Below are 21410 nucleotides of genomic sequence, written 5' to 3' on the forward strand. Positions count from 1 at the left end.
CGGCTGCACCAGCGCTACGAGAGCTTCTTCATCATCGCCGACCTGCACATGCTCACCACCAGGAACACCCGCGCCGACATCGAGCAGGTCGCCGGCAACGCTCGCGAGATGGTCACCGACGTCCTGGCCGCGGGCGTCGAGCCGGAGCGCGCCACGTTCTATCTCCAGTCGGCGATCCCCGAGGTCGGTGACCTGAACACGCTGTTGCAGAACCTGGTCACGGTGCCCCGCCTGGAACGGGTGCCGTCGCTGAAGGAGATGACCCGGGACGCCGGCAAGGACGAGATGCCGTACGGCCTGCTCGGTTATCCGGTCCTCCAGGCGGCCGACATCCTCTGCGTGAAGGGGCAGGTCGTGCCGGTGGGGAAGGACAACGCGGCGCACGTCGAGGTGACCCGGGAGATCGCCCGTCGGTTCAACCACCTCTACGGCGACGTCTTCCCGGTGCCCGACCTGATCATGTCGGAGACGCCGACGCTCGCCGGCACGGACGGCGCCGGAAAGATGAGCAAGAGCAGGGGCAACGCGATCGCGCTCTCCGACGACGCGGCGACCGTGCGGCGCAAGGTGATGGGGATGTACACCGACCCGAACCGGGTCCGCGCCGACGTGCCCGGGACGGTCGAGGGAAACCCGGTCTTCGCCTACCACGACGTGTTCAACCCGGACCGGGCGCAGGTCGAGGAGTTCAAGACGCGCTACCGGGCCGGGCGGGTGGGCGACGTCGAGGTCAAGGAGGCGCTCGCCACGGCGCTCAACCGCTTCCTCGACCCGGTCCGCGAGCGCCGGGCCCGCTTCGAGGCGCAGCCCGGCCTGGTCGACGAGCTGATCGTCGCCGGCACCGAACGGACCCGGGCGCAGGTGCACGCCACGCTCGTCGAGGTCCGCCGGGCGATGGGCCTGACCAGCGCGTACACCCAGGTGCGGCGGCGGGCCGAGCGTTACCGCAAGACCGCCGCCACGCCGGCCTGACGATCGGGGTACGCCGACGGCCGGTCCGGGTACGCGCTTGCGCCGGACCCGGGCCGGCCGGTTACGCTGCCGGCATGAGCAGTTCGCAGGCGTACCCGACGGCGTACCCCGACGTCCGGCTCGGCGCGCTGCGACGCCGGCGGTCCCGCGACCGCCTGCGCTGAGCTTTCCTCTCCTGCGACCGGCGGATCGAGCCGCCGGTCGTCGTCGATCGTCCTCGCTCCGCCGCCTTCCCAACCGGTGATCCGCGCGGCGGATCGAGCGAGATCGGCGTACCCATGGATCTTGAGAAGTTGCTTGCCGACCGGCTGGCGCCGGCGTTCGCGGCGGTGGCCGGCGGACCGGTGGACCCGGTCGTGCGGCGCTCACAGCACGCGGACTTCCAGTCCGACGCGGCGCTCGGGCTGGCCCGGCGGCTCGGCCGGCCGCCGCGGACGATCGCCGCGGAGGTACGGGACCGCGCGGAGCTGGCCGACCTCTGCGCGGCGGTCGAGGTGTCCGGGCCGGGTTTCCTCAACCTGACCGTCGCGGACGGGGCGCTCGGCGGTCTGGTCTCCGCGCTTGCCGCGGATCCGCGGCTCGGGGTGCCGGTGGCCGCCGGGCCGGAGACCGTGGTGGTCGACTACTCGGCGCCGAACGTGGCGAAGGAGATGCACGTCGGCCACCTGCGGTCGGCGGTGATCGGGGACGCGGCGGCCCGGGTGCTGGAGTGGCTGGGGCACCGGGTGGTGCGCGCCAACCACCTCGGCGACTGGGGCACGCCGTTCGGGATGCTGATCGAGCACCTGGCCGACCTCGGTGAGGCGGAGGCGGCGCAGGAACTGTCGATGGGTGACCTGGACGGGTTCTACACGGCGGCGCGGGCGAAGTTCGACGACGATCCGGGGTTCCGGGACCGGTCCCGGCTGCGGGTGGTGGCGTTGCAGGGCGGCGACCCGACGACGCTGCGGCTGTGGCGGCTGCTTGTGGCGCAGTCCGAGAGCTACTTCCTGACCGTGTACGACCTGCTGGACGTGACCCTCTCCCGGGACGACTTCCGGGGCGAGAGCAGCTACCACGACCTGCTCGCGCCGACGGTCGACGAGCTGGACCGGCTCGGGTTGCTGCGGCGCAGCGAGGGCGCCGACTGCGTCTTCCCGCCCGGTTCGGTGGGGCGGGACGGCGAGCCGCTGCCGCTGATCGTGCGCAAGTCCGACGGCGGGTACGGCTATCCGGCGACCGACCTGGCCGCGCTGCGCCACCGGACCGGCACGCTCGGCGCGACCCGCCTGCTCTACGTGGTCGGGTCGCCGCAGCGGCGGCACTTCGAGATGGTCTTCGCGACCGGCGCGCAGGCCGGCTGGTTGACCCCACCGGCCCGGGCCGAGCACGTCGGGTTCGGGTCGATCCTCGGGCCGGACGGGCGGATGCTGCGCAGCCGGGCCGGCGGGGCGGTGAAACTGGTCGGGTTGCTCACCGAGGCGGTGGAGCGGGCCACCGCGCTCGCCCGCGAGCGCAACCCGGAGCTGGGCGAGGCGGAGGCGGCCGAGGTGGGGCGCGCGGTCGGCATCGGCGCGATCAAGTACGCCGACCTGTCGAGCGATCGGCACCGGGACTACGTGCTGGACTGGGAGCGGATGCTGTCGCTCGACGGCAACACCGCGCCGTACCTCCAGTACGCGCACTCCCGGATCCGGTCGATCTTCCGGCGGGCCGGCGCGGCGGCGCGGCCGGAGGCGGACATCTCGCTCGCCGAGCCGGCCGAGCGGGCGCTCGCGTTCGAGCTGGTCGGCTTCGCGCCGGTGGTCGAGGAGGTCGCCGGCAGTCTGGAGTTCCACCACCTGGCCGGGTATCTGCACCGGGTCGCGGTCGCGTTCAGCGCGTTCTACGAGCGGTGCCCGGTGCTGCGGGCCGAGGAGCCGGTCCGGGACAGCCGGCTGGCGTTGTGCGACGTGACCGCTCGGGTGCTCCGGCAGGGCCTCGATCTGCTCGGCATCCGGACGCCGGAGCGGTTGTGAGCCCGCCGGTCGTGCCCGGTCAGCGGGGCAGCCAGGACTGCACCTCGACCAGGTTGCCCTCGGGGTCACGCAGGTAGGCGGAGCGGACGCCCCAGCCGGGTCGGTCGGCGGGTTCGACGACGACCGTCCCGGCGGGCAGCGCGGCCACCGCGGCGTCCACATCGGGCACCGGCACGACGACGAGCACGCCGCCGTCGCCCCGCCCGACCGGGAGCACGGCTTCGGCCGCCCGCCGGCCCAGCAGCGCGAGCACGGTCCCGCCGGCCGCGTCGAAGCCGGCGTACTCGAAGTCGTCGACCACCTTTTCCGGCTCGCCGAGCAGCGCGGTGTAGAAGGCCAGGGTGGCCGGGAAGTCGTCGGCGACCACGCGGGGATGCACGCTCATGACCGGACCCTAGCGGGCCGGGGTCGGCCGGATGGCCCCGTAGCGCGGGCACGGGACCCCGGCGGCGCGGTCGAGCGGCTAGCGTGACGTCCGGCGGGGTGGGAGGGAGGCGATCATGACGGATCGGCGGGCGGTGCTCGCCCCGGGACGCGGTTACGACACCCGGGGCCCGCTCTTCGTCTACGTCGGGGAGGCGCTGCGCCGGCTCGGCTTCGACGTGCACGAGGTGAGCTGGCAGCGGCTGGACGAGCTACGCCTGGACGCGGCGCCCGGCTGGGTGGCCGAGCAACTGACGCCGGTCCTCGACGCCGGCGTCGACCTGCTGGTCGGCAAGTCGCTCGGCAGCTTCGCCGCTCCGCTCGCCGCCGACCGGGGCATCCCGGCGGTCTGGCTGACCCCGCTGCTGCACGAGGCGGCCGTACGCGACCCGCTGGGCCGGGCCACCGCGCCGTTCCTGCTGGCTGGCGGCACCGCCGACCCGTCCTGGGACGCCGAGGTGGCGCGCCGACTCAGCCCGTACGTGGTGGAGGTGGCCGACGCCGACCACTCGATGATGGTGCCCGGCCCGCTGGCCCGCTCCGCCGACGCGCTCGGCCGCGTCTGCACCGGGGTGGAGGAGTTCGTCCGGCGCCCCGACCGCTGACCCCTCCGAACGGCGCCAGCCTGTCTGCTGGCCGATCGGCCAGCGGTGCCGACCCGACCGTCCTGATCGGAGGAGACGGGTGTCCTCGATGCCGGCCACCCGTGCGATCCTTCCTCGGCGGGCGCTCACCGTGTTGCCCGCCATCATCACGGGGAGGACGTCATGCGTGCCCACGCGCGCGCTTTTCGGCGTATTTTCGCTATCACCCTGACTCTCGCGGTCGGCTGCGGCACGGCGGTCGGCGTACACGCCGCCCCGGCCGCCGCCGACGTTGGCGGGCCGACCGCACTCACCACCGCCGGTCAGGCCTGCGCTCCGCAGGCGCCGGGGCCCTACCTGAGCCCGGTGCGGCTCAACGACGCCAACGCCGTGGTGCTTCAGGGCACCTACAGCGGCACTCCGAGCAGCACCGACCCGCAGGCCGACTTCCAGGTGTGGGACGTCACCAGGCCGGACGAGCCGCAGCAGTGGCGCGACGGGGTCGACCAGCGGAACAACCGGGTGTACATCCAACTTGAGGACCCCGCGCGCCAACTGGACGGTGTCACGTACGCCTGGCGGGTCCGCGTCCTCGACGGCGACGACACGTCGCCGTGGAGCGACACCTGCTACTTCACCGTCGACCGCACCGGCGGTCCGGCGCCGGCCGTCGCGTCGGCGAAGTATCCGACCGGGGACTGGGACAACGCCGGCGGCGCGGTCGGCGACACCGGAAGCTTCACCTTCACCTCGTCCTCCGACGACACCGTGAGCTACCAGTACCGGTTCTACTCCGGCGAGGCGGGCGGCGGCGACGACTACGCCACGGTCCCGGCGACGGGCCTCGGTGGGCCGGCGACCGTCACCTGGACGCCGAGCAGCGCGAGCTACCACGCGGTTACCGTGTACGCCGTCGACCGCGCCGGGAACTGGTCGGAGTCGACCCACTACGAGTTCTGGGTACGGGAGACGAGGCCCTCGGTCTTCTCCGCCGCGTACCCGGACTGGGGCACCAACCTGGACTACGGCGTCGGCGTACCCGGCGCGTTCGAGTTCAGCGCCAACGTCGCGGGCACGGAGTCGTTCGCCTGGCGCATCGACGACGACGGCCCGTCCGGCTCGATTGCGGCCGACGCCGACGGCAAGGCCACCGCGATGATCGCCCCGACCCGGACCGGGCGGCAGACGCTGTACGTGCGGAGCGTCACCGGTGACGGCACGACGCACCCGGAGCGGGCCTACACGTTCGTCGTCGACAACGCGCCCCGGGTCACCGGCGACGTCGACCGGGCCGTGATCATCGGATCGTCGCTCCGGTTCCACCTGGCCCCGCGCATGCCCGACGTCGTGGCCTACCTCTACTGGGACCGGGACAGCAGCGGCGACGAGCCCGACCAGAAGAACGTCCTGTCGGCCCGCGCGGACGGCACCGCGGACCTGACCTGGACCGCCACCAACGAGAACATGAACACGCGGGCGCTGATGGTGCAGAGTCGCAGTGCCGACGGCACCCTGTCCGAGCCGAGGTTCGTCTCCATCTCGGTGTGGGACGCCAAGCCGTGGGTGACCCGCACCGGCGGGGAGGTGGTGGGTTCGACGGCCACCTTCACGGCGGGCACCGAGATGGCGAATGCCGTGGAGTACGAGGTGGTCCTCAACAGCGACCCGGCGACCCGGCAGGTGCTGCCGGCCGCCGCCGACGGCACGGTGGCGTTCCACTACACGCTCACGAAGCGCGGTTACACGTGGGTCACGGTGGTCGCCCGGAACGCGGCCGGCGTGCGGACCGGCGAGGGCAGCACCACCTGGTCGGTCACCGACTCCCCGGTGGTCGTCTCCACCGACTTCCCGTCGTCGGGCTCCGGCCGGATCGCGCCGGGCACCTTCACCTTCAAGCCCCGGCAGCCGGGCGCGGTGAAGTACGCCTACCAGCTTCCGGGCGCGGAGGGCACCGTCGCGGCGGCGGCGGACGGCACCGCGACGATCACGTGGACGCCGCCGAACTCGGGCTACCACACGCTCTACGTGACGAGCCTGACGGCGGACGGCGTCGCGTCGTTGCAGACCTACTACTCCTTCTACGTGGCCCCCGATCCGCTGACCGTGATGTCGGTGTCGCCGACGTCGGTCGCGGCGGGCGGGGTACGCACCATCACCCTCACCGGCACCGGTTTCCACGAGGAGGACCGGGTCACGGTCACCCCGGCCGGCGGCACGGCGCTGACCGCGACCGTGCGGAGCGTCTCCGCCGACCACCGGACCCTCACCGCCGAGGTGGACCTGACCTCGGCCGCCACGGGCAAGGCGTCGGTCTCGGTACGGCCGGACGACTGGAGTGACGCGGTGTCGCTCGCCGACGCCTTCACCATCACCGGCTCGCAGGCCGTCCGGCCGGTGACCGCGCCGAAGATCACCGGCACGGTGGCCGTGGGGTCGACGGTCCGCGCCTCGACCGGGCGGTGGAGTCCGGCCGCCACCGCGTACACCTACCAGTGGGCGGCCGACGGCACCGCGATCAGCGGGGCGACCGGTGCGTCATACGTGATCCCGGCGTCCCGCCTGGGCAAGCGGTTGACCGTGACGGTCACCGCGACCAGGTCCGGCTATGCGCCGGGCCAGGCGACGTCGACGGCCACCGCGCCGGTGGCCAAGGGCGCGGCGCCGCGGGCCACGGCCAAGCCGACGATCACCGGTACGGTCCGGGTCGGTCAGACCGTGCGGGCGGGCACCGGCACGTGGACGCCGGCTGCCGACTCGTACCGCTACGAGTGGCGAGTGGGCGGGGTGGCGAGCGGCACGACGAAGACGTTGAAGCTGACGGCCGCGATGCGCGACAAGGCGGTCACCGTGACCGTGATCGCGGTGAGGGCGGGCTACGCCGACGGTCGTGCCACGAGCGCGCCGGTGACGGTGCGCGCGTAGTGCGACGGCTGACCGCCGCCACCTCGTCGGCCCGTCCCGTGGGTCGGCGAGGTGGCGGCGGTCAGAGCTCGATGATGGTGTTGCCCGCTCAGGCCCACCGCGGCCAGGGCGATCATGATTCGGGTTGGCATGGGGAGAATCCCGGCCGCACCCGCCGTCCGTACGCATACTCAGTCGTTGGGGTGCAGCAGCACCTTGGTCCAGCCCTGCTCGCGCCGGTCGAAGCGGGCGTACGCCTCGGGCGCCTCCGCCAGCGGCAGCTCGTGGGAGACGAGGAACGACGGCCGCGCCCGGCCGGCGATGATCAGGTCGCGTAGCTGCCGGTTGTAGCGCATCACCGGGGCCTGGCCGGTGCCCATCCGCTGACCCTTGGTGAAGAACGTGCCGTACTGCCAGCCGATCCGGCCCTCCCGCGCCTGCTTGTCCGGACCGTTGGGGTCCTGCGGCACGTAGACGCCCACCACGCCGATCCCGCCGGTGGAGCGCACGACGTCGACCAGGTTGTCCAGCACCAGCTCCGGGTGCTCGTCGCCGGACGGGTCGTGGGCCTGGTAGCCGACGGCCTCCACGCCGCAGTCCGCGCCGACGCCGTCGGTGGCGTCCATGATCTGCTGCACCGGGTCGCCCTCGGCGAAGTTGATCGGAATCGCGCCGATCTTGTCGGCCATGGCCAGGCGGTCCGTCTCCTTGTCCACGACGAACACCCGGTCCGCGCCCTTGATCAGCGCGCTGTGCGCGGCCATCAACCCGACCGGACCGGCGCCGAAGACGGCGACGGTGTCACCGGGGCGCTGCCCGGCCAGCTCGGTGCCGTGCCAGCCGGTGGGGAAGATGTCCGACAGCATGGTGAAGTCGTTCTCGTGCTCGGTGCCCGGCGGCAGGCGCAGCAGGTTGAAGTCCGCGTACGGCACGCGCAGGAACTGCGCCTGCCCGCCGTCGTACGGGCCCATGTTGGCGTAGCCGTACGCCGCGCCGTCCATCCCCTCGGTCGGGTTGGTGCGCAGGCAGAAGCTGGTCCAGCCGTGCAGGCAGTTGCGGCAGGTGCCGCAGGCGATGTTGAACGGAGCCGAGACCCGGTCACCGACCTTGATCCGGGTGATCGCGTCGCCGACGGCCTCGACGACGCCCATGTTCTCGTGGCCGAGGATCTTGCCTTCCTCGACCGAGGTGCGGCCCTCGTACATGTGCAGGTCGGAGCCACAGATGTTGGTGGTGGTGATGCGGATGATCGCGTCGGTGGGACGCTGGATGGTGGGGTCGGGCCGGTCCTCGACGGCGACGTCGCGCGGACCACGGTAGACAACAGCCTTCACGGTGAATCTCCAGATCGGTCGGAGGCGGATCAGCCGAGGGCGCGGAGGCGGTCGGCGAGGGTGTCCCGGTAGAAGTCGATGAAGCCGTCCGGGTCCGGGCCGGCGTTCTGCAGCACGAGGTGGTCGAAGCCCGCGTCGACGTACTTCCGCAGGGCCGCGACGTGCGTGTCCGGGTCGGGTCCGACCGCGAACTGCTGCCGGATGTCGTCCTCGGTGACGGTGCGGGAGGCGGCCTCGAAGTTGACCGGGTTGGGCAGTTCGCTCATCACCTTCCAGCCGGTCACCGCCCACCGGCTGGTGTCCCAGGCCGCCCGCACCGCCTGCTGCTCGTCGGGCGCCCAGGCCACCGGCACCTCGGCGTAGCGCGGGCCGGCGCCACCGCCGGAGAGGTACGCCTCGACCAGGTCGGGCTTCGGCTCGGTGGCGAACAGTCCGTCGCCGAGTTCGGTGGCGATGGCCACCGACGCCGGACCGCTCGCGGCGACGGCGATCACCGGCGGCTCGTCCGGCAGGTCGAACACCCGCGCGTCCTCCAGGTGCAGGTGCCTGCCCTCATAGGACTGGTAGCCACCCCGCCAGAGCAGACGGATGATCTCCAACGCCTCGCGTAGTCGCTCGTGCCGTCCGCGTACGCCCGGGAAGCCCCGACCCACGACATGCTCGTTGAGGCGTTCCCCCGCGCCCACGCCGAGTGTGAACCGGCCGTTCGAGACGATCGCCAGGGTGGCCGCCGCCTGCGCGATGATCGCCGGGTGGTAGCGCACGGTCGGGCAGGTCACGCCGGTGGCGAGGCCGATCCGCTCGGTGCGGGTGGCGATCGCCCCGAAGACGGTCCAGGTGAACGGGGAGTGCCCCTGACCGTCGAGCCAGGGGTGGAAGTGGTCGCTCATCTCGACGAAGTCGAAGCCGGCCTCCTCGGCCCGTACGGCCTGCCGGATGAGGTCGTGCGGCCCGAATCCCTCGCTGGAGAGCTTGTAACCGATCTGCATGACGTTTCCCGACTCTGCGGAAGTATTTCCTTCTTCTGACCTTTCCATCCAGGCATGGCGGAAACCGCCGGATCGGAAAATCTCTCCACCGCTCCACCCGGACGCATGTGCGGGACAGAAGTCCCTCCCTCTCCGCAGAAGCGATGCAATATCGCCCCTTTGCCCGGCAGGTGCGTCCAGGTAGGGTGCGCGGTATGACGGTGTTTCGGATCGGGGAGGCCGCAGAGTTGCTCGGCGTGAGCGCGGACACCGTGCGCCGCTGGGTCGACGCGGGCCGGCTGGCCGCCGCGCGCGACGAGCAGGGCCACCGGGTGATCGACGGGGTCGAGTTGGCCGGGTTCGTCCGCGAGCAGGCGGGTGAGGCGAACGGCCGGTCGGAGGATTCCTCGGCGCGTAACCGCCTGCGGGGGATCGTCACCGCGGTCGCCAAGGACACCGTGATGGCGCAGGTGGACATCCAAGCCGGGCCGTTCCGGATCGTCTCGCTGATGAGCCGGGAGGCGGTCGAGGAGTTGGGCCTGCGGGTCGGGTCGGTCGCGGTCGCGGTGATCAAGTCGACCACGGTGGTGGTGGAGCGGTCCGCCCCGACCCACCGGGCACGGGTCGGCGCGTGACCGCGATCCGGGTCCCGGGAGGCGTACGTCTCGTCCGCGCCGCGCTGGCCGGCGTGACGGCCCTGGCGGTGGCGGGGCTGGCCGGCTGCGCGGGCGGCGGCACCGACGCGGCCGGTTCCGCGCCCGGCGGCTCGGCCTCCGGTTCCGGGCCGACCGGGACGGTGACCGTGTTCGCGGCGGCGTCGCTCACCGAGTCGTTCACCCGGATCGGCAGGGACTTCGAAGCCGCCAACCCGGCTGTGCGGGTGACGTTCAACTTCGCCGGCAGTTCCGCGCTGGCCAACCAGATCAACCAGGGCGCTCCCGCCGACGTGTTCGCCTCCGCCGCGCCGAAGAACATGCGGTCGGTCGCCGGCGACGGCCCGCCGACCACGTTCGTGAAGAACCAACTGGTCATCGCGGTGCCCAAGGGCAACCCGAAAGGCATCGGGGCGTTGGCCGACCTCACCGGGCCGGGCCTGAAGGTGGCCCTCTGCGCCGCGCAGGTGCCCTGCGGCGCGGCGGCCATCCAGGCCCTGACCGCCGCGCGGGTGAAGCTCACCCCGGTCACGCTGGAGCAGGACGTCAAGGGCGCGCTGTCGAAGGTGAAACTCGGCGAGGTGGACGCGGCCCTGGTCTACCGCACGGACACCCGGGCGGCGACCGCCGACGTGGACGGGGTGGAGTTCCCCGAATCCGCCGGCGCGATCAACGACTACCCGATCGTCGTGCTGAAGAACGCCCCCAACCGGGCCGCGGCGCGGGCCTTCGTCGCCCACGTGCGGTCCGACCAGGGCATGGCCGTCCTGACCGCCGCCGGCTTCCAGGCTCCGTAGTGGCGATGACCTCGACCGGCGGAAGCGGCACGGCGGTACGGCCCGAGCCGGCCGGTCCGTCGCGCCGCGGCCGGGGGCAGCGGGTGCCGGTGGGTCTGCTGGTGCCGGCCCTCGTGGGCCTGCTGTTCCTGGTGCTGCCCCTGGCCGGGCTGGTGGTCCGCGCCCCGTGGGCCAGCCTGCCGCAGCGGCTCGCCGAACCCGGTGCGCTGACCGCGCTGCGGCTGTCGTTGCAGACCGCCACCGCCGCCACCGCCGTGTGCCTGCTGCTCGGCATTCCGCTGGCGTGGCTGCTGGCCCGCGCCCGGTTCCCGGGCCGCCGGTTGGTCCGCGCGCTGGTCACGGTGCCGCTGGTGCTGCCACCGGTGGTGGGCGGGGTGGCGCTGCTGCTGGTGTTCGGACGCCGCGGCCTGGTCGGCGAATGGCTGGACGCCACGTTCGGGTTCACGCTGCCGTTCACCACCACCGGGGCGGTCGTCGCCGAGGCGTTCGTCGCGATGCCGTTCCTGGTCATCGCCGTGGAGGGCGCACTACGCGGGGCAGACGCCCGCTACGAGGAGGCCGCCGCCACCCTCGGCGCCGGACGTTGGACCACCTTCACCCACGTCACGCTGCCCCTGGTCGCGCCGGGCGTGGCCGCCGGAGCGGTGCTGTGCTGGGCGCGCGCGTTGGGCGAGTTCGGCGCCACGATCACCTTTGCCGGCAACTATCCCGGCATCACCCAGACCATGCCGCTGGCCGTCTACCAGACCATCGAGGGTGGGGACCTGGACGGGGCGGTCGTGCTCAGCCTGATCCTGCTGGCCGTGTCGGTGACCATCCTCGCCGGCCTGCGGGACAAGTGGATCACCAGCGCATGAGCCCGGTCGTGGACGCGCACCTGGTCGTCGACCGGGGCACCTTCCGCCTGGACCTGCCGCTGCGGATCGAGGCCGGCGAGGTGGTCGCGCTGCTCGGCCCCAACGGCGCCGGCAAGACCACCGCCCTGCGCGCCCTCGCCGGCCTGCAACCACTGGACGCGGGCCACCTCGCGCTCGCCGGCCGCCCCGTGGACCGGCCCGACGAGCGCCTCTGGACACCCCCCGAGCACCGCCCGATCGGCGTGGTCTTCCAGGACCATCTCCTCTTCCCGCACCTGAACGCGCGGGACAACGTCGCCTTCGGACCGCGCCGACACGGCGCCGACCGGCGTGCCGCACGGCGTCTCGCCGACGACTGGCTGCACCGGGTCGGTCTGGGCGACCATTCGCGCCGCAAGCCGAGACAGCTCTCCGGCGGGCAGGCCCAACGGGTCGCGCTCGCCCGGGCCCTTGCCGTCGACCCCGTACTGCTGCTGCTCGACGAGCCGCTCGCCGCGCTCGACGCGCGCACCCGGCTCGACACCCGCGCCGAACTCCACCGGCACCTCGGCGACCATTCCGGCGCCACGTTGCTGGTCACCCACGATCCGCTCGACGCGCTGGTCCTGGCCGACCGGCTCGTCATCGTCGAGGACGGCCGGGTCGTGCAGGACGGCGACGCCGCCACCATCACCGCGCAGCCGCGGACCGACTACGTCGCCCGCCTGGTCGGCCTCAACCTCTACCGCGGCACCGCCGACGGGCACACCGTCCGCGTCGACGACCGGTTCGTCCTCGCCGTCGCCGAGGCCCTGCACGGGGAGGCGTTCGTCGCGTTCCCGCCCTCGGCCGTGGCGCTGCATCCACACCGGCCGGACGGCAGCCCGCGCAACACCTGGCCCGCCGTCATCGCCGGCCTGCAACGCCACGGCGACAACCTGCGGGTGCAGCTCGACGGCCCGATCGCGGTCGCCGCCGACGTCACCCCGGCCGCCGCCAGCCACCTCGACCTGGTGCCCGGCCGCTCCGTGTGGGCCGCCGTCAAGGCGACCGAGACCCGGGCCTATCCCGCCTGACTCGGCCTCCGGCCGCCCGCCGGGCCGTCAAGGCGACCGGGACCCGCCTGAAGGGCCGGTCTCCCCGTTCGGGGAGGCCGGCCCTTGGTTGTCAGGTGTGCGGTGTGGTCAGCGTTGGAGGGTGAGCAGGCCGGGGCGGTAGGGCAGGAGGCCGTAGTCGCCGCCGGAGTTGGGGGAGCGGCCTTGGTAGAGCAGTTGGAGGTTGCAGGGGTCGACGGTGAAGGTCTGGTCGGCGGTGGTGCGGATGAGTTCGCCGTGGCTGATGTCGTTGGTCCAGGTGGCGCCGCTGTTGGCCTTGCCGGCGAAGGGGTTGTTTTCGCTGGTGGCGTTGGGGGTCCAGGAGCCGTTGAGGCTGGTGGCGGTGAAGGAGCGGAAGTAGCGGCCCTGGGAGCCGATGGCTTCGACGATCATGAGGTAGCGGGTTTGTCCTTGGAGTTTGTAGACCTGGACGGCTTCGAACAGGTTGTTGGTGCTGTCGCTCATGATGGTGGTGTAGTTGGAGCCGAAGTTGCCGGGGAAGTTCCCGATGGGCATGCTGGCGCGGTAGATCTTGCCGTTGTCACCGGCGAAGAACAGGTACATGTTCTGGTCGTCGGCGATCAGCGTCTGGTCGATGGGGCCGGTGCCGGAGCCGGAGATGCTGCCGGTGAACAGCGGCTGTGCCGAGGACCAGCCGTTGGGGTTGGTCGGGTCGGACGAGGTCTTGTAGGAGAACGCGGTGCCGCCCCACTGGTAGGCCAGGACCCAGATGTTGCGGGGGGCGAAGTAGAACAGGGTGGGTGCGACGGTGCCCTGGTTCATGCCGTTCTGGCTGGCCGAGGCCATGTCCGACCAGTTGGTGAACGGGCTGAAGTTCATCGAGCCCCACGACGAGCCGAAGTCGTGCGTGGTCGCGTAGACCAGGTGCCTACCGTTGTAGGGCACCACCGTGAAGTCCTTCAACGACGCCCAGCCGGACTTGGGCTGCGCCAGCGCGCCGGTCGACGACCAGCGGTACGACGTCGGCAGGTTGCACGTACCACCCGGCGGGGGCGTGGTCGGCGGCGTGGTGGGGTTGCCCCCGCCGTCGACGCGGACGAGCTGCCACTGCTGGTTGCTGCCGTTCCAGTCGTCGTACTGGACGATGCTGCCGCCGTCGGCGGTCGAGGCGCCCTGCACCTCCATCACCCGGTTGCTGTTCCGGTTGATCAGCCGGACGTAGCCGCTGTCGGAGTCGGCCAGCCGGAACTGCTGGTTCGTGCCGTTGTGGTCGGCCCACTGCACAATGTTGGCGCCGTTGGCGGTGGAGAAGTTGTAGACGTCGAGCACCTTGCCGGACAGCCGCGACCGCAGCCGGTAGTAGCCGCCGCCCGAGTCGACGAACTGCCACTGCTGCTGGTTGCCGTTGTTGCGGGCCCACTGCACGATCCGCGCGCCGTCGTTCGTGGCCAGGTTGTAGACGTCCAGGGCCTTGCCGCTGTTGCGGTTGACGAGCACATACCAGGCGCTGGTGTCGACCGAGGCCGCGGCGGCGGGGGTCGACATCACCGCCGTGGCGCCGACGCCGGCCAGCACGGCCGTCACGCCGGCCGCGACGACCCTCGGCATCCATCTGCGTCGCCGCGGCGGGGCATCCGACGGGGTTCTACCAAAGGCGAACATGATCCTCCTCGATGGCCTGGAACCGGACGGAGACGCCCGGTGTTAGCGCTAACAAGATCTCGTGCACGCGGAGTGCGCATGCGATCTCGACAAGGCAGACCTGCCCGGAAAGCCCCAGCCTCGTCCTTGACCATCGAATGTGGGCGATAACATGGCGTTCGTCAAGTCGTAACTTCCCCGAATCATCGAGTGAACCCCGGCGGAAGCCCCGCTTCCGCGAGCATCACCCCTGCCCGCCGGCACCGGACACCGGCACATCACCCTGATGATGGCGTTAACATCGACTGCCGCACATGTTCCGACGGACGGGCGGAGGGGCGGACGGGCGACAAACAGCTTCCTGACAGACGCGATGGCCGCGCTCGTGGTGGCGGTCACGGTCGGCGGCGCCGGGTGCTCGACCCCCGGCGACGACCGGGCGGACACCGGCGCGGGCCGGGGGTGTCGCCGCACCCCCGGCCCGGGTCGGGTCAGCCGCAGCGGTGGCCGTTCAGCGTGAAGGCGGTCGGCGCCGGGTTCGTGCCGCTCCACGAGCCGTTGAAGCCGATGCTGGTCGACGCGCCGGGGGTCAGCCGGGCGTTCCAACTCAGGCTCTCCGCGGTCACGCCCACCCCGCTCTGCTTCCACGTCGCCGACCAGCCCTGACCGACCTTCTGGGTGGCGGTCGGGAAGTCGAAGCCCAGCTTCCAGCCGTCGATCGTGGTGGTGCCGGTGTTCTTGATCGTGACGGTGGCGGTGAAGCCGCCCGGCCAACTGTTCGCCGTCCAGCCGACCGAGCAGCCGCCGGCCGGGGTGGCGGGCGCGGTCCGCACCGCCAGCCCGGGCGAGGCCGCCGAGACGTTGCCCGCCGCGTCGCGAGCGGTCACCACGAAGGTGTACGGGGTGTCCGCGCTCAACCCGGTCACGGTGTACGAGGTGCCGGTGGCGCTGCCCACCTTCACCGTGCCGGTGGCGTCGACCCGGTGCACGTCGTACCCGGTCACGCCGGTGTCGTCGGTGGACGGCGCCCAGCTCAGCGCGACGCTGTCGGCGGTGACCGTGCCGGCGTTCGGCTTGCCCGGGGCGGTCGGCGGCTTCGTGTCGCCGGGCGCGGCGCCGCGCGGCAGCACCAGGTGGGTGACCGAGTTGGCCGGGAACGTGGCGGTGAAGCCGTCGGCGGTCACCGGCTGGTCGTCCTCCCGGGTGATCCCGGTGAGGTTCGCCGCGCTGTAGCGGTACACCTCGGCGCTGCTGGCGGTGACGCCGGTGAGCGCCACCGGGCTGGTCAGGTCGTCCCCGCTCTTGTTCACCACCACCAGGGTGGTCGCCTTGTCGGAGGCGCGCTCGGCCGCGTACACGGCAAGTTTGTCCTGGTCGGCGCTCGTCGCTCGGACGGACGTCTCGCCGAACGCGCCGCCCTTGCCGTCGTAGTTGCGGTAGATCCGGAAGGCGTTGGCCACCGGCTGGTCGGCCGTCGGGGCGGTCCAGAGGCTGGCCAGGTCGAGTCCCTCCCGGCCGAAGATGCCGAGCACGTCCGCCTCGGCGAGCGCGCCGTTGAGCGACCCGTACCCGCCCCAGCTGTACTCGGTCATGGCGATCTTGGTGCCCGGGTAGTGCTGGTCGGCCAGCTCCCGCAGCCGGGGGATGAACCGGACCGGCTGGTTGATCCAGCTCTCGTCCACGTACGTCGGATCCCAGAGCTGGCGGGTCGAGCGCAGGCGCAGCGCCTGGGTGGCGGCGTCGCCGGCGTCCGATCCGCTGACGCCCGACTGCTGCGGATAGAGGTGGACGTCGAAGTAGTCGAGGATCCGGGTGCCGTGCTCCTGCTCGTACTCGCGCATCCGGTCCAGATACCACGGGCCGAGGTCCTGGCCGCCGTGCGCGGCCTTGTCCGGCGGATTCGACCAGCAGCCGGTACGGCCGCAGGTGTCCTGGTCCAGGCCCGAATAGAAGATCGAGTTCAGGCCCCAGCCGACCGGGCCGAGCGTCTTCGCCCCGGGATCGGCCTCCTTGATCGCCGCGGCGTACTCGTAGGTGCGGTCGCGCAGTTCGTCGTAGCCGAGCCCGGCCGGCCGGACGTCACGGTGGGTGGCGTGCCACAGGTCCGGCTCGTTGTCCAGGTTGTAGAACCGCACCCCGCCGTTCCCGGCGGCGCCGAACCGCTCCTTGAGGTGGGTGACGAAGTCGGCGACGTACTGCGGCCCGACCGCCACGCTCGTGTCCTCCGGGTCGTTGCCGGTGATCAGGCTGCCGTCCGGCTTCTTCCCGTTGCCGCAGTCCGGCGCCCACGGGTCGGTGGACTCCTGCGGGCCGTACTTGGCGACGCTGAAGCCGCACGCCCTCGACCGGTCCTTGGCGACCCAGCCGAGCATCGGCACGGTCATGATGGTGTCGGTGCCGGTGGCCTTGTTCCGCTGCACGAACCGGTCGCTCTCCGAGCCGTCGGGCAGGCTGTCCGGGTCCGGGTTGTCGTTCGGAATGTTCTCGAAATACCAGTCCGAGGCCCGGTTCGTGGTGTCGTTGCGGAAGTTGTACCGGGTGGTGGCATTGCCGCCGTACCTGTGCACCGGCAGCCGCAGCTCCCGGGCGAGGGCCTCGTCGGCGAAGTTCATGCCGTAGACGTACGGACTGATCGCGTGCCGGCCGGCGGTGGTGTCGACGGCCAGCGCCGGGCCGGCCGCGGCCAGGGCGGGCTCCGGCAGGGCCAGGCCGCCGAGGGTGGCGGCCAGCACGACCGGGAGCAGTGCTGTGGTGGGACGCACGAGCTCTTCCTTCCTGAGGAAATCGAAGCTCGCCGTTGGGAGCGCCGCCACAGCCTGGCGTGATTCGCCGGCCGCGTCAACACGTCGGCGGCCGGCGAACCACGCCTCCGACTTCTTCGGGCGTATCGCGGGCGTATCGAAAAATCCATACCGCACCGCGACGGCTCGCCGTCTTCACTGAAGACCGGCCGGTGCCCACCGTCCGCGGAATCTCGACCGGAGGAAGGCCGTACGCATGGAACCGGATACGGCGCGTGCTGCCGGCCGTACGCGCAAGATCGTGCTCGTCGTCCTGGCGGTCCTCGGCCTGGCGGGGGCCGCGTTCGCCGTGCGGCGACCGCTCCTGATGGCCGCCCCGGCGTGCCGGGCCGGGCGCTGGCACGGCTGCTACGACACGGAGAACGGCGTCCTGCTCATGATGCTGGTCGGGCTGCCGGTGGCCGCCCTGGTGGCGGCGGCGTTGGCGCTCCGACGGCGGGCCGCCGGCGCCGCCCCGGCGTGGCGGATGTCGCTGGCCGAGGTGGGCCTGGTGTACGGGACGGCGCCGTTCGTGTGGCTGACCATGATGCCCGGCCCGGGCGCCGGCGTGGTGCCGGGCCGGCTGAGTCTGGTCCCGCTGCGGGACCTCGTGAGCATGGGGCCGCTCGGGATCGTCGGGAACCTGCTGGTCTTCGCGGCGCTGGGGTTCTTCGCCCCGATCCGGTTCGCCGCGGTGGCGTCCGTGCCGCGCCTCCTGGCGCTCGGGGCGGGCTGCTCGGCCGTGGTCGAGACCCTCCAGTACGCGCTGCGGCTGGACCGGGTGTCGTCGGTGGACGACGTCCTGGTCAACGCCGCCGGCGCGGCGCTGTTCGGGTTGGCGTCGCGACGCCTGTGGCGCGCCCCGGCCGAGGCAGACTGAGTCGCATGCGCGTGCTGATCGTGGAGGACGAGCCCTACCTGGCCGAAGCCGTCCGGGACGGTCTGCGCCTGGCGGCCATCGCCGCGGACATCGCCGGCGACGGCGACACCGCGCTGGAACTGCTGGGCGTCAACGCCTACGACCTCGCGGTGGTCGACCGCGACATCCCCGGCCCGTCCGGCGACGAGGTGGCCCGGCACATCGTCGCCTCCGGCAGCGGGATGCCGATCCTGATGCTCACCGCCGCCGACCGGATCGACGACAAGGCGTCCGGGTTCGAACTGGGCGCCGACGACTACCTCACCAAGCCGTTCGAGCTGCGGGAACTCGTCCTGCGGTTGAGGGCGCTCGACCGCCGGCGCGGGCACGCCCGGCCTCCCGTGCGTCAGATCGCGGGCCTGCGGCTCGACCCGTTCCGCCGGGAGGTCTTCCGCGACGGGCGCTACGTCGCGCTCACCCGCAAGCAGTTCGCCGTGCTGGACGTCCTCGTCGCCGCCGAGGGCGGGGTGGTCAGCGCCGAGGACCTGCTGGAACGGGCCTGGGATGTCCACGCCGACCCGTTCACCAACGCCGTCCGCATCACCGTGTCCGCACTGCGGAAACGGCTCGGCGAGCCGTGGATCATCGCGACCGTGCCCGGCGTCGGCTATCGCATCGGCAGTCCGCCGGCCGAGGAGGACCGTGGATAGGTCGCCGGGGCTGAGCGTCCGCGTCAAGCTCACCCTCAGCTACGCCGGTTTCCTCGTGCTCGCCGGCGTGCTGCTGCTCGCGGCGGTGTGGGTGTTCCTCCTGCGCTACGTCCCCGACCGGGCGATGCTCATCGTCCCCGATTCCGTCGACACCCTCACCCCCGGCGTCTTTCCGGTCCGCTCCAACCTCCTGCGCGTCTTCGCCCCCAGGGCGGCCGGGACGCTGGCGTTCCTGCTGGCGTTCGGCCTCGTCGGAGGGTGGATCCTCGCCGGTCGGATGCTCGCGCCCCTGACCCGGATCGCGGACGCCACCCGGACGGCCGGGACCGGATCGCTCTCGCACCGCATCCGCATGCCGGGCCGGCAGGACGAGTTCCGGGAGCTGTCCGACGCGTTCGACACCATGCTCGACCGGATCGAGTCCCACGTCGCCGAGCAGCGGAGGTTCGCCGCGAACGCCTCCCACGAGCTGCGTACCCCGCTGGCGATCTCGCGGACGCTCCTCGACGTGGCCCGCGCCGACCCCACCCGGGACCGGGACGAACTCGTCGAACGCCTGCACGCGGTCAACCGGCGGGCGATCGACCTCACCGAAGCGCTGCTGCTGCTCAGCCGCGGCGACCGCGGAAACGTCACCCGGGAGCGCGTCGACCTGTCCCTGCTCGCCGAGGAGGCCGTCGAAACGCTGCTGCCCCTCGCCGAGGCGCGGCGGATCACGCTCGACGTCACCGGCGGGCCGGCCCCGGTCACCGGCTCCGCCGAGCTGCTGTCACGGATGGTGGCGAACCTCGTCCAGAACGCGATCGTGCACAACCTGCCCGCCGACGGCGCCGTGACCGTCCACACCGGGACGCACGGAGGCACCGGCGTGCTGCGGGTGGAGAACACCGGACGCCGGCTCCCACCGGAGGTGGTGCCGACCCTCACCGAGCCCTTCCGGCGGGGAGCGGACCGGGTACGCGCCGACGACCACGCCGGTGTCGGCCTCGGCCTGACCATCGTGCAGAGCGTCGTCCGGGCGCACGACGGGACGCTGGGCCTGCTTCCCCGCCCCGACGGCGGTCTCTCCGTCACGGTCCGGCTCTCCGGGCCGCTTGAGCCGAAATGGTTGGACGGGATGGTCGCCGGCTTGTAGCTTGTGGCTGGCCGTGACCACCTGAGGAGGTGAGACCCATGAACGTCGTATCGAAGTGGGTGCTCCCCCCTGTCGTCACGGTCGGGCGACTGACGTAGGTGTCGCCGGGAGCGCCCCGCCCACCGGGCTCTCCCGAAAGGCAACACCATGCACCCTCTGACGTCCCCCGCGTTCGACGTGGTCATCGCCGGATGCGGACCCACCGGCGCGATGCTGGCCGCCGAACTCCGGCTGCACGATGTGCGGGTCCTCGTCCTGGATCCGGAAACCGAGCCGGTGTCGTTCGCCCGCATCGTCGGCCTGCACGTGCGCAGCATCGAGCTGATGGCGATGCGTGGGCTCCTGGCGCGCGTCCGCGCACACGCGAGACAGCGCCCGGCCGGTGGCTTCTTCGCCGCCATCGACAAGCCCGCGCCCAGCGGACTGGACACCGCACACGCCTACCTGCTGGGCATCCCGCAGCCGGTCATCGTCCGCCTCCTCGAAGAACACGCGATCGCGCTCGGTGCGCAGGTCCGGCGCGGTTGTGCGGTGACCGGTCTCGCGCAGGACGACGGCGGGGTGACCGTCGAGTTGGCCGGCGGGGAGCAACTGCGTACGCGCTATCTCGTCGGCTGCGACGGCAGCCGCAGCACGGTGCGCAAACGGCTCGGCGTCGGCTTCCCCGGCGAACCCGCGCGGACCGAGACGCTGATGGGCGAGATGCGGGTGGGCGTGCCGCCCGAGGAGATCGCCGCCAGGATGGCGGACCTGGGCCGGACCCATCGGTCGTGCTGGCTCAGGCCGGTGGGCGACGGGGTCTACAGCGTCGTGGTCCCGGCGGCGGGCGTCAGCGACCGCGCCCAGCCGCCCGTGCTGGAGGACTTCGCCGAGCAACTGCGCGCCACCGTCGGAACCGATTTCGGCGTGCACTCCCCACGCTGGCTGTCCCGCTTCGGCGATGCGAGCCGGCTGGTCGAGCGGTATCGGGTCGGCCGGGTGCTGCTGGCCGGCGACGCGGCACACATCCACCCGCCCATCGGCGGGCAGGGCCTCAACCTGGGCGTGCAGGACGCGGTGAACCTCGGCTGGAAGCTGGCCGCGCAGATCCGCGGCTGGGCGTCGGCGACGCTGCTGGACACCTATCATGCCGAACGCCATCCGGTCGCCGCCGCCGTGCTGGACATCATCCGCGCCCAGACGGAACTGTCGTCCACCGAACCCGGCCCGCAGGCCCTACGCCGGCTGCTCACCGAACTGATGGACCTCGACGAGGTGAATTGCCTGCTGACCGAGAAGATCGTCGGTATCACCGTCCGATACGACTTCGGCGACGGCCCCGACCTGCTCGGCCGCCGGCTGCGGGACATCGACGTGCGACCGGGCCGCCTCTACGACCTGATGCACCGCGGCCGTGGCCTGCTGCTGGACCGCACCGAACGCCTCACCGTCGGCGGCTGGTCGGACCGGGTCGACCTCGTCCCGGACCCCACGGCGGCGCTCGACGTTCCGGCCGTCCTGCTCCGCCCGGACGGCCACGTCGCGTGGATCGGCGACGATCAGCGGGATCTGCACGCGCACCTCACCCGCTGGTTCGGCGAACCCGCCGCCTGACGCCGGCGTCACCACTGCGGTGACGCCGGGCGTGCCGGGGGTGTGAGAAGGGGCCCCTTCTCTACCGGAGACGTTAAGAAGGGGCCCCTCCTTCGGTCACATGCACCATGGGCATAGCCCTTTGGGCAGCTTGTGGGCCTGATTCGTCCGAACCTATGTTCGGTGCGTCACC

17 protein-coding genes (1 of these 17 only partly in view) are annotated in these 21410 nt (G+C 72.2%); 12 read left to right on the forward strand and 5 right to left on the reverse strand.

Features of this window, described 5'->3' with window-relative positions:
• A protein-coding gene (gene trpS / locus O7619_RS02260; RefSeq protein WP_282285359.1) for a tryptophan--tRNA ligase crosses the window boundary here: on the forward strand, nt 1–972 show its 3' portion. It extends 87 nt beyond the left edge of the window; 972 of the gene's 1059 nt are visible here — the last part of the coding sequence; its start codon lies off the left edge, out of view; the stop codon is at nt 970–972.
• Nucleotides 973–1250: 278 nt separating this feature from the next.
• Nucleotides 1251–2969, forward strand: coding sequence for an arginine--tRNA ligase (gene argS, locus O7619_RS02265; protein WP_282285360.1), 1719 nt, complete (start codon nt 1251–1253; stop codon nt 2967–2969).
• Nucleotides 2970–2988: 19 nt separating this feature from the next.
• Here argS and O7619_RS02270 read toward each other — a convergent pair whose 3' ends face one another.
• Nucleotides 2989–3354: a VOC family protein gene (locus O7619_RS02270; protein ID WP_282285361.1), complete on the reverse strand. Its 366-nt coding sequence runs from the start codon at nt 3352–3354 to the stop codon at nt 2989–2991.
• A 115-nt stretch (nt 3355–3469) separates the two neighbouring features.
• Between O7619_RS02270 and O7619_RS02275 the strand changes: the two genes are divergently transcribed.
• Complete coding sequence (locus tag O7619_RS02275) at nt 3470–3997, forward strand: alpha/beta hydrolase (protein ID WP_282285362.1); 528 nt, start codon at nt 3470–3472, stop codon at nt 3995–3997.
• 345 nt (nt 3998–4342) lie between these two features.
• Nucleotides 4343–6898, forward strand: a complete 2556-nt coding sequence (locus O7619_RS02280) for an IPT/TIG domain-containing protein (protein WP_282285363.1) — start codon at nt 4343–4345, stop codon at nt 6896–6898.
• Nucleotides 6899–7068: 170 nt separating this feature from the next.
• Here O7619_RS02280 and O7619_RS02285 read toward each other — a convergent pair whose 3' ends face one another.
• Together O7619_RS02285 and O7619_RS02290 are read right to left on the reverse strand one after the other, a co-directional pair.
• On the reverse strand, nt 7069–8211 hold the full coding sequence (locus O7619_RS02285) for a glutathione-independent formaldehyde dehydrogenase (RefSeq protein ID WP_282285364.1): 1143 nt from the start codon (nt 8209–8211) through the stop codon (nt 7069–7071).
• Between the two features lie 29 nt (nt 8212–8240).
• On the reverse strand, nt 8241–9200 hold the full coding sequence (locus O7619_RS02290; protein WP_282285365.1) for a TIGR03557 family F420-dependent LLM class oxidoreductase: 960 nt from the start codon (nt 9198–9200) through the stop codon (nt 8241–8243).
• Between the two features lie 194 nt (nt 9201–9394).
• Between O7619_RS02290 and O7619_RS02295 the strand changes: the two genes are divergently transcribed.
• From O7619_RS02295 to O7619_RS02310, 4 genes are read left to right on the forward strand one after another with little or no spacing between them, the layout of a single operon-like run.
• Entirely contained in the window at nt 9395–9814 is a 420-nt protein-coding gene (locus O7619_RS02295) for a TOBE domain-containing protein (RefSeq protein WP_282285366.1), read from the forward strand.
• Nucleotides 9811–10629, forward strand: coding sequence for a molybdate ABC transporter substrate-binding protein (gene modA, locus O7619_RS02300; RefSeq protein WP_282285367.1), 819 nt, complete (start codon nt 9811–9813; stop codon nt 10627–10629). The genes O7619_RS02295 and modA overlap by 4 nt, the downstream gene beginning before the upstream one ends.
• Before the next feature lie 5 nt (nt 10630–10634).
• Entirely contained in the window at nt 10635–11486 is an 852-nt protein-coding gene (locus tag O7619_RS02305) for an ABC transporter permease (RefSeq protein ID WP_282285368.1), read from the forward strand.
• Nucleotides 11483–12541: an ABC transporter ATP-binding protein gene (locus O7619_RS02310; protein WP_282285370.1), complete on the forward strand. Its 1059-nt coding sequence runs from the start codon at nt 11483–11485 to the stop codon at nt 12539–12541. Before O7619_RS02305 ends, O7619_RS02310 begins: the two co-directional genes overlap by 4 nt.
• Nucleotides 12542–12649: 108 nt before the next feature.
• On the opposite strand, the gene O7619_RS02315 is transcribed toward O7619_RS02310, so the two are convergent.
• Complete coding sequence (locus tag O7619_RS02315) at nt 12650–14182, reverse strand: non-reducing end alpha-L-arabinofuranosidase family hydrolase (RefSeq protein WP_282285371.1); 1533 nt, start codon at nt 14180–14182, stop codon at nt 12650–12652.
• 470 nt (nt 14183–14652) lie between these two features.
• Nucleotides 14653–16923: a glycoside hydrolase family 44 protein gene (locus O7619_RS02320; protein WP_282285372.1), complete on the reverse strand. Its 2271-nt coding sequence runs from the start codon at nt 16921–16923 to the stop codon at nt 14653–14655.
• A gap of 235 nt (nt 16924–17158) precedes the next feature.
• Between O7619_RS02320 and O7619_RS02325 the strand changes: the two genes are divergently transcribed.
• The 4 genes from O7619_RS02325 (at nt 17159) to O7619_RS02340 (ending at nt 21238) form a co-directional block, all read left to right on the forward strand.
• Complete coding sequence (locus tag O7619_RS02325) at nt 17159–17821, forward strand: VanZ family protein (protein WP_282285374.1); 663 nt, start codon at nt 17159–17161, stop codon at nt 17819–17821.
• Nucleotides 17822–17826: 5 nt separating this feature from the next.
• The gene (locus tag O7619_RS02330) at nt 17827–18510 is read left to right on the forward strand and encodes a response regulator transcription factor (RefSeq protein WP_282285375.1); all 684 of its coding nucleotides are present in this window, start codon (nt 17827–17829) and stop codon (nt 18508–18510) included.
• Nucleotides 18503–19645 carry a HAMP domain-containing sensor histidine kinase gene (locus O7619_RS02335; RefSeq protein WP_282285376.1) on the forward strand — a complete coding sequence of 381 codons (1143 nt, stop codon included), beginning with the start codon at nt 18503–18505 and terminating at the stop codon, nt 19643–19645. The genes O7619_RS02330 and O7619_RS02335 overlap by 8 nt, the downstream gene beginning before the upstream one ends.
• Before the next feature lie 147 nt (nt 19646–19792).
• Entirely contained in the window at nt 19793–21238 is a 1446-nt protein-coding gene (locus tag O7619_RS02340; protein WP_282285377.1) for an FAD-dependent monooxygenase, read from the forward strand.
• Nucleotides 21239–21410 lie beyond the last annotated feature (172 nt).

The organism is Micromonospora sp. WMMD998, assembly GCF_029581235.1.
GTDB lineage: Bacteria > Actinomycetota > Actinomycetes > Mycobacteriales > Micromonosporaceae > Micromonospora.

Bases quoted from the DNA above. Each gene is read 5' to 3' on its own strand.
- argS (WP_282285360.1), top strand. From the start codon at position 1,251: ATGGATCTTGAGAAGTTGCTTGCCGACCGGCTGGCGCCGGCGTTCGCG.
- O7619_RS02270 (WP_282285361.1), bottom strand. From the start codon at position 3,354: ATGAGCGTGCATCCCCGCGTGGTCGCCGACGACTTCCCGGCCACCCTG.
- O7619_RS02275 (WP_282285362.1), top strand. From the start codon at position 3,470: ATGACGGATCGGCGGGCGGTGCTCGCCCCGGGACGCGGTTACGACACC.
- O7619_RS02290 (WP_282285365.1), bottom strand. From the start codon at position 9,200: ATGCAGATCGGTTACAAGCTCTCCAGCGAGGGATTCGGGCCGCACGAC.
- O7619_RS02295 (WP_282285366.1), top strand. From the start codon at position 9,395: ATGACGGTGTTTCGGATCGGGGAGGCCGCAGAGTTGCTCGGCGTGAGC.
- O7619_RS02305 (WP_282285368.1), top strand. From the start codon at position 10,635: ATGACCTCGACCGGCGGAAGCGGCACGGCGGTACGGCCCGAGCCGGCC.
- O7619_RS02310 (WP_282285370.1), top strand. From the start codon at position 11,483: ATGAGCCCGGTCGTGGACGCGCACCTGGTCGTCGACCGGGGCACCTTC.
- O7619_RS02315 (WP_282285371.1), bottom strand. From the start codon at position 14,182: ATGTTCGCCTTTGGTAGAACCCCGTCGGATGCCCCGCCGCGGCGACGC.
- O7619_RS02325 (WP_282285374.1), top strand. From the start codon at position 17,159: ATGGAACCGGATACGGCGCGTGCTGCCGGCCGTACGCGCAAGATCGTG.
- O7619_RS02330 (WP_282285375.1), top strand. From the start codon at position 17,827: ATGCGCGTGCTGATCGTGGAGGACGAGCCCTACCTGGCCGAAGCCGTC.
- O7619_RS02340 (WP_282285377.1), top strand. From the start codon at position 19,793: ATGCACCCTCTGACGTCCCCCGCGTTCGACGTGGTCATCGCCGGATGC.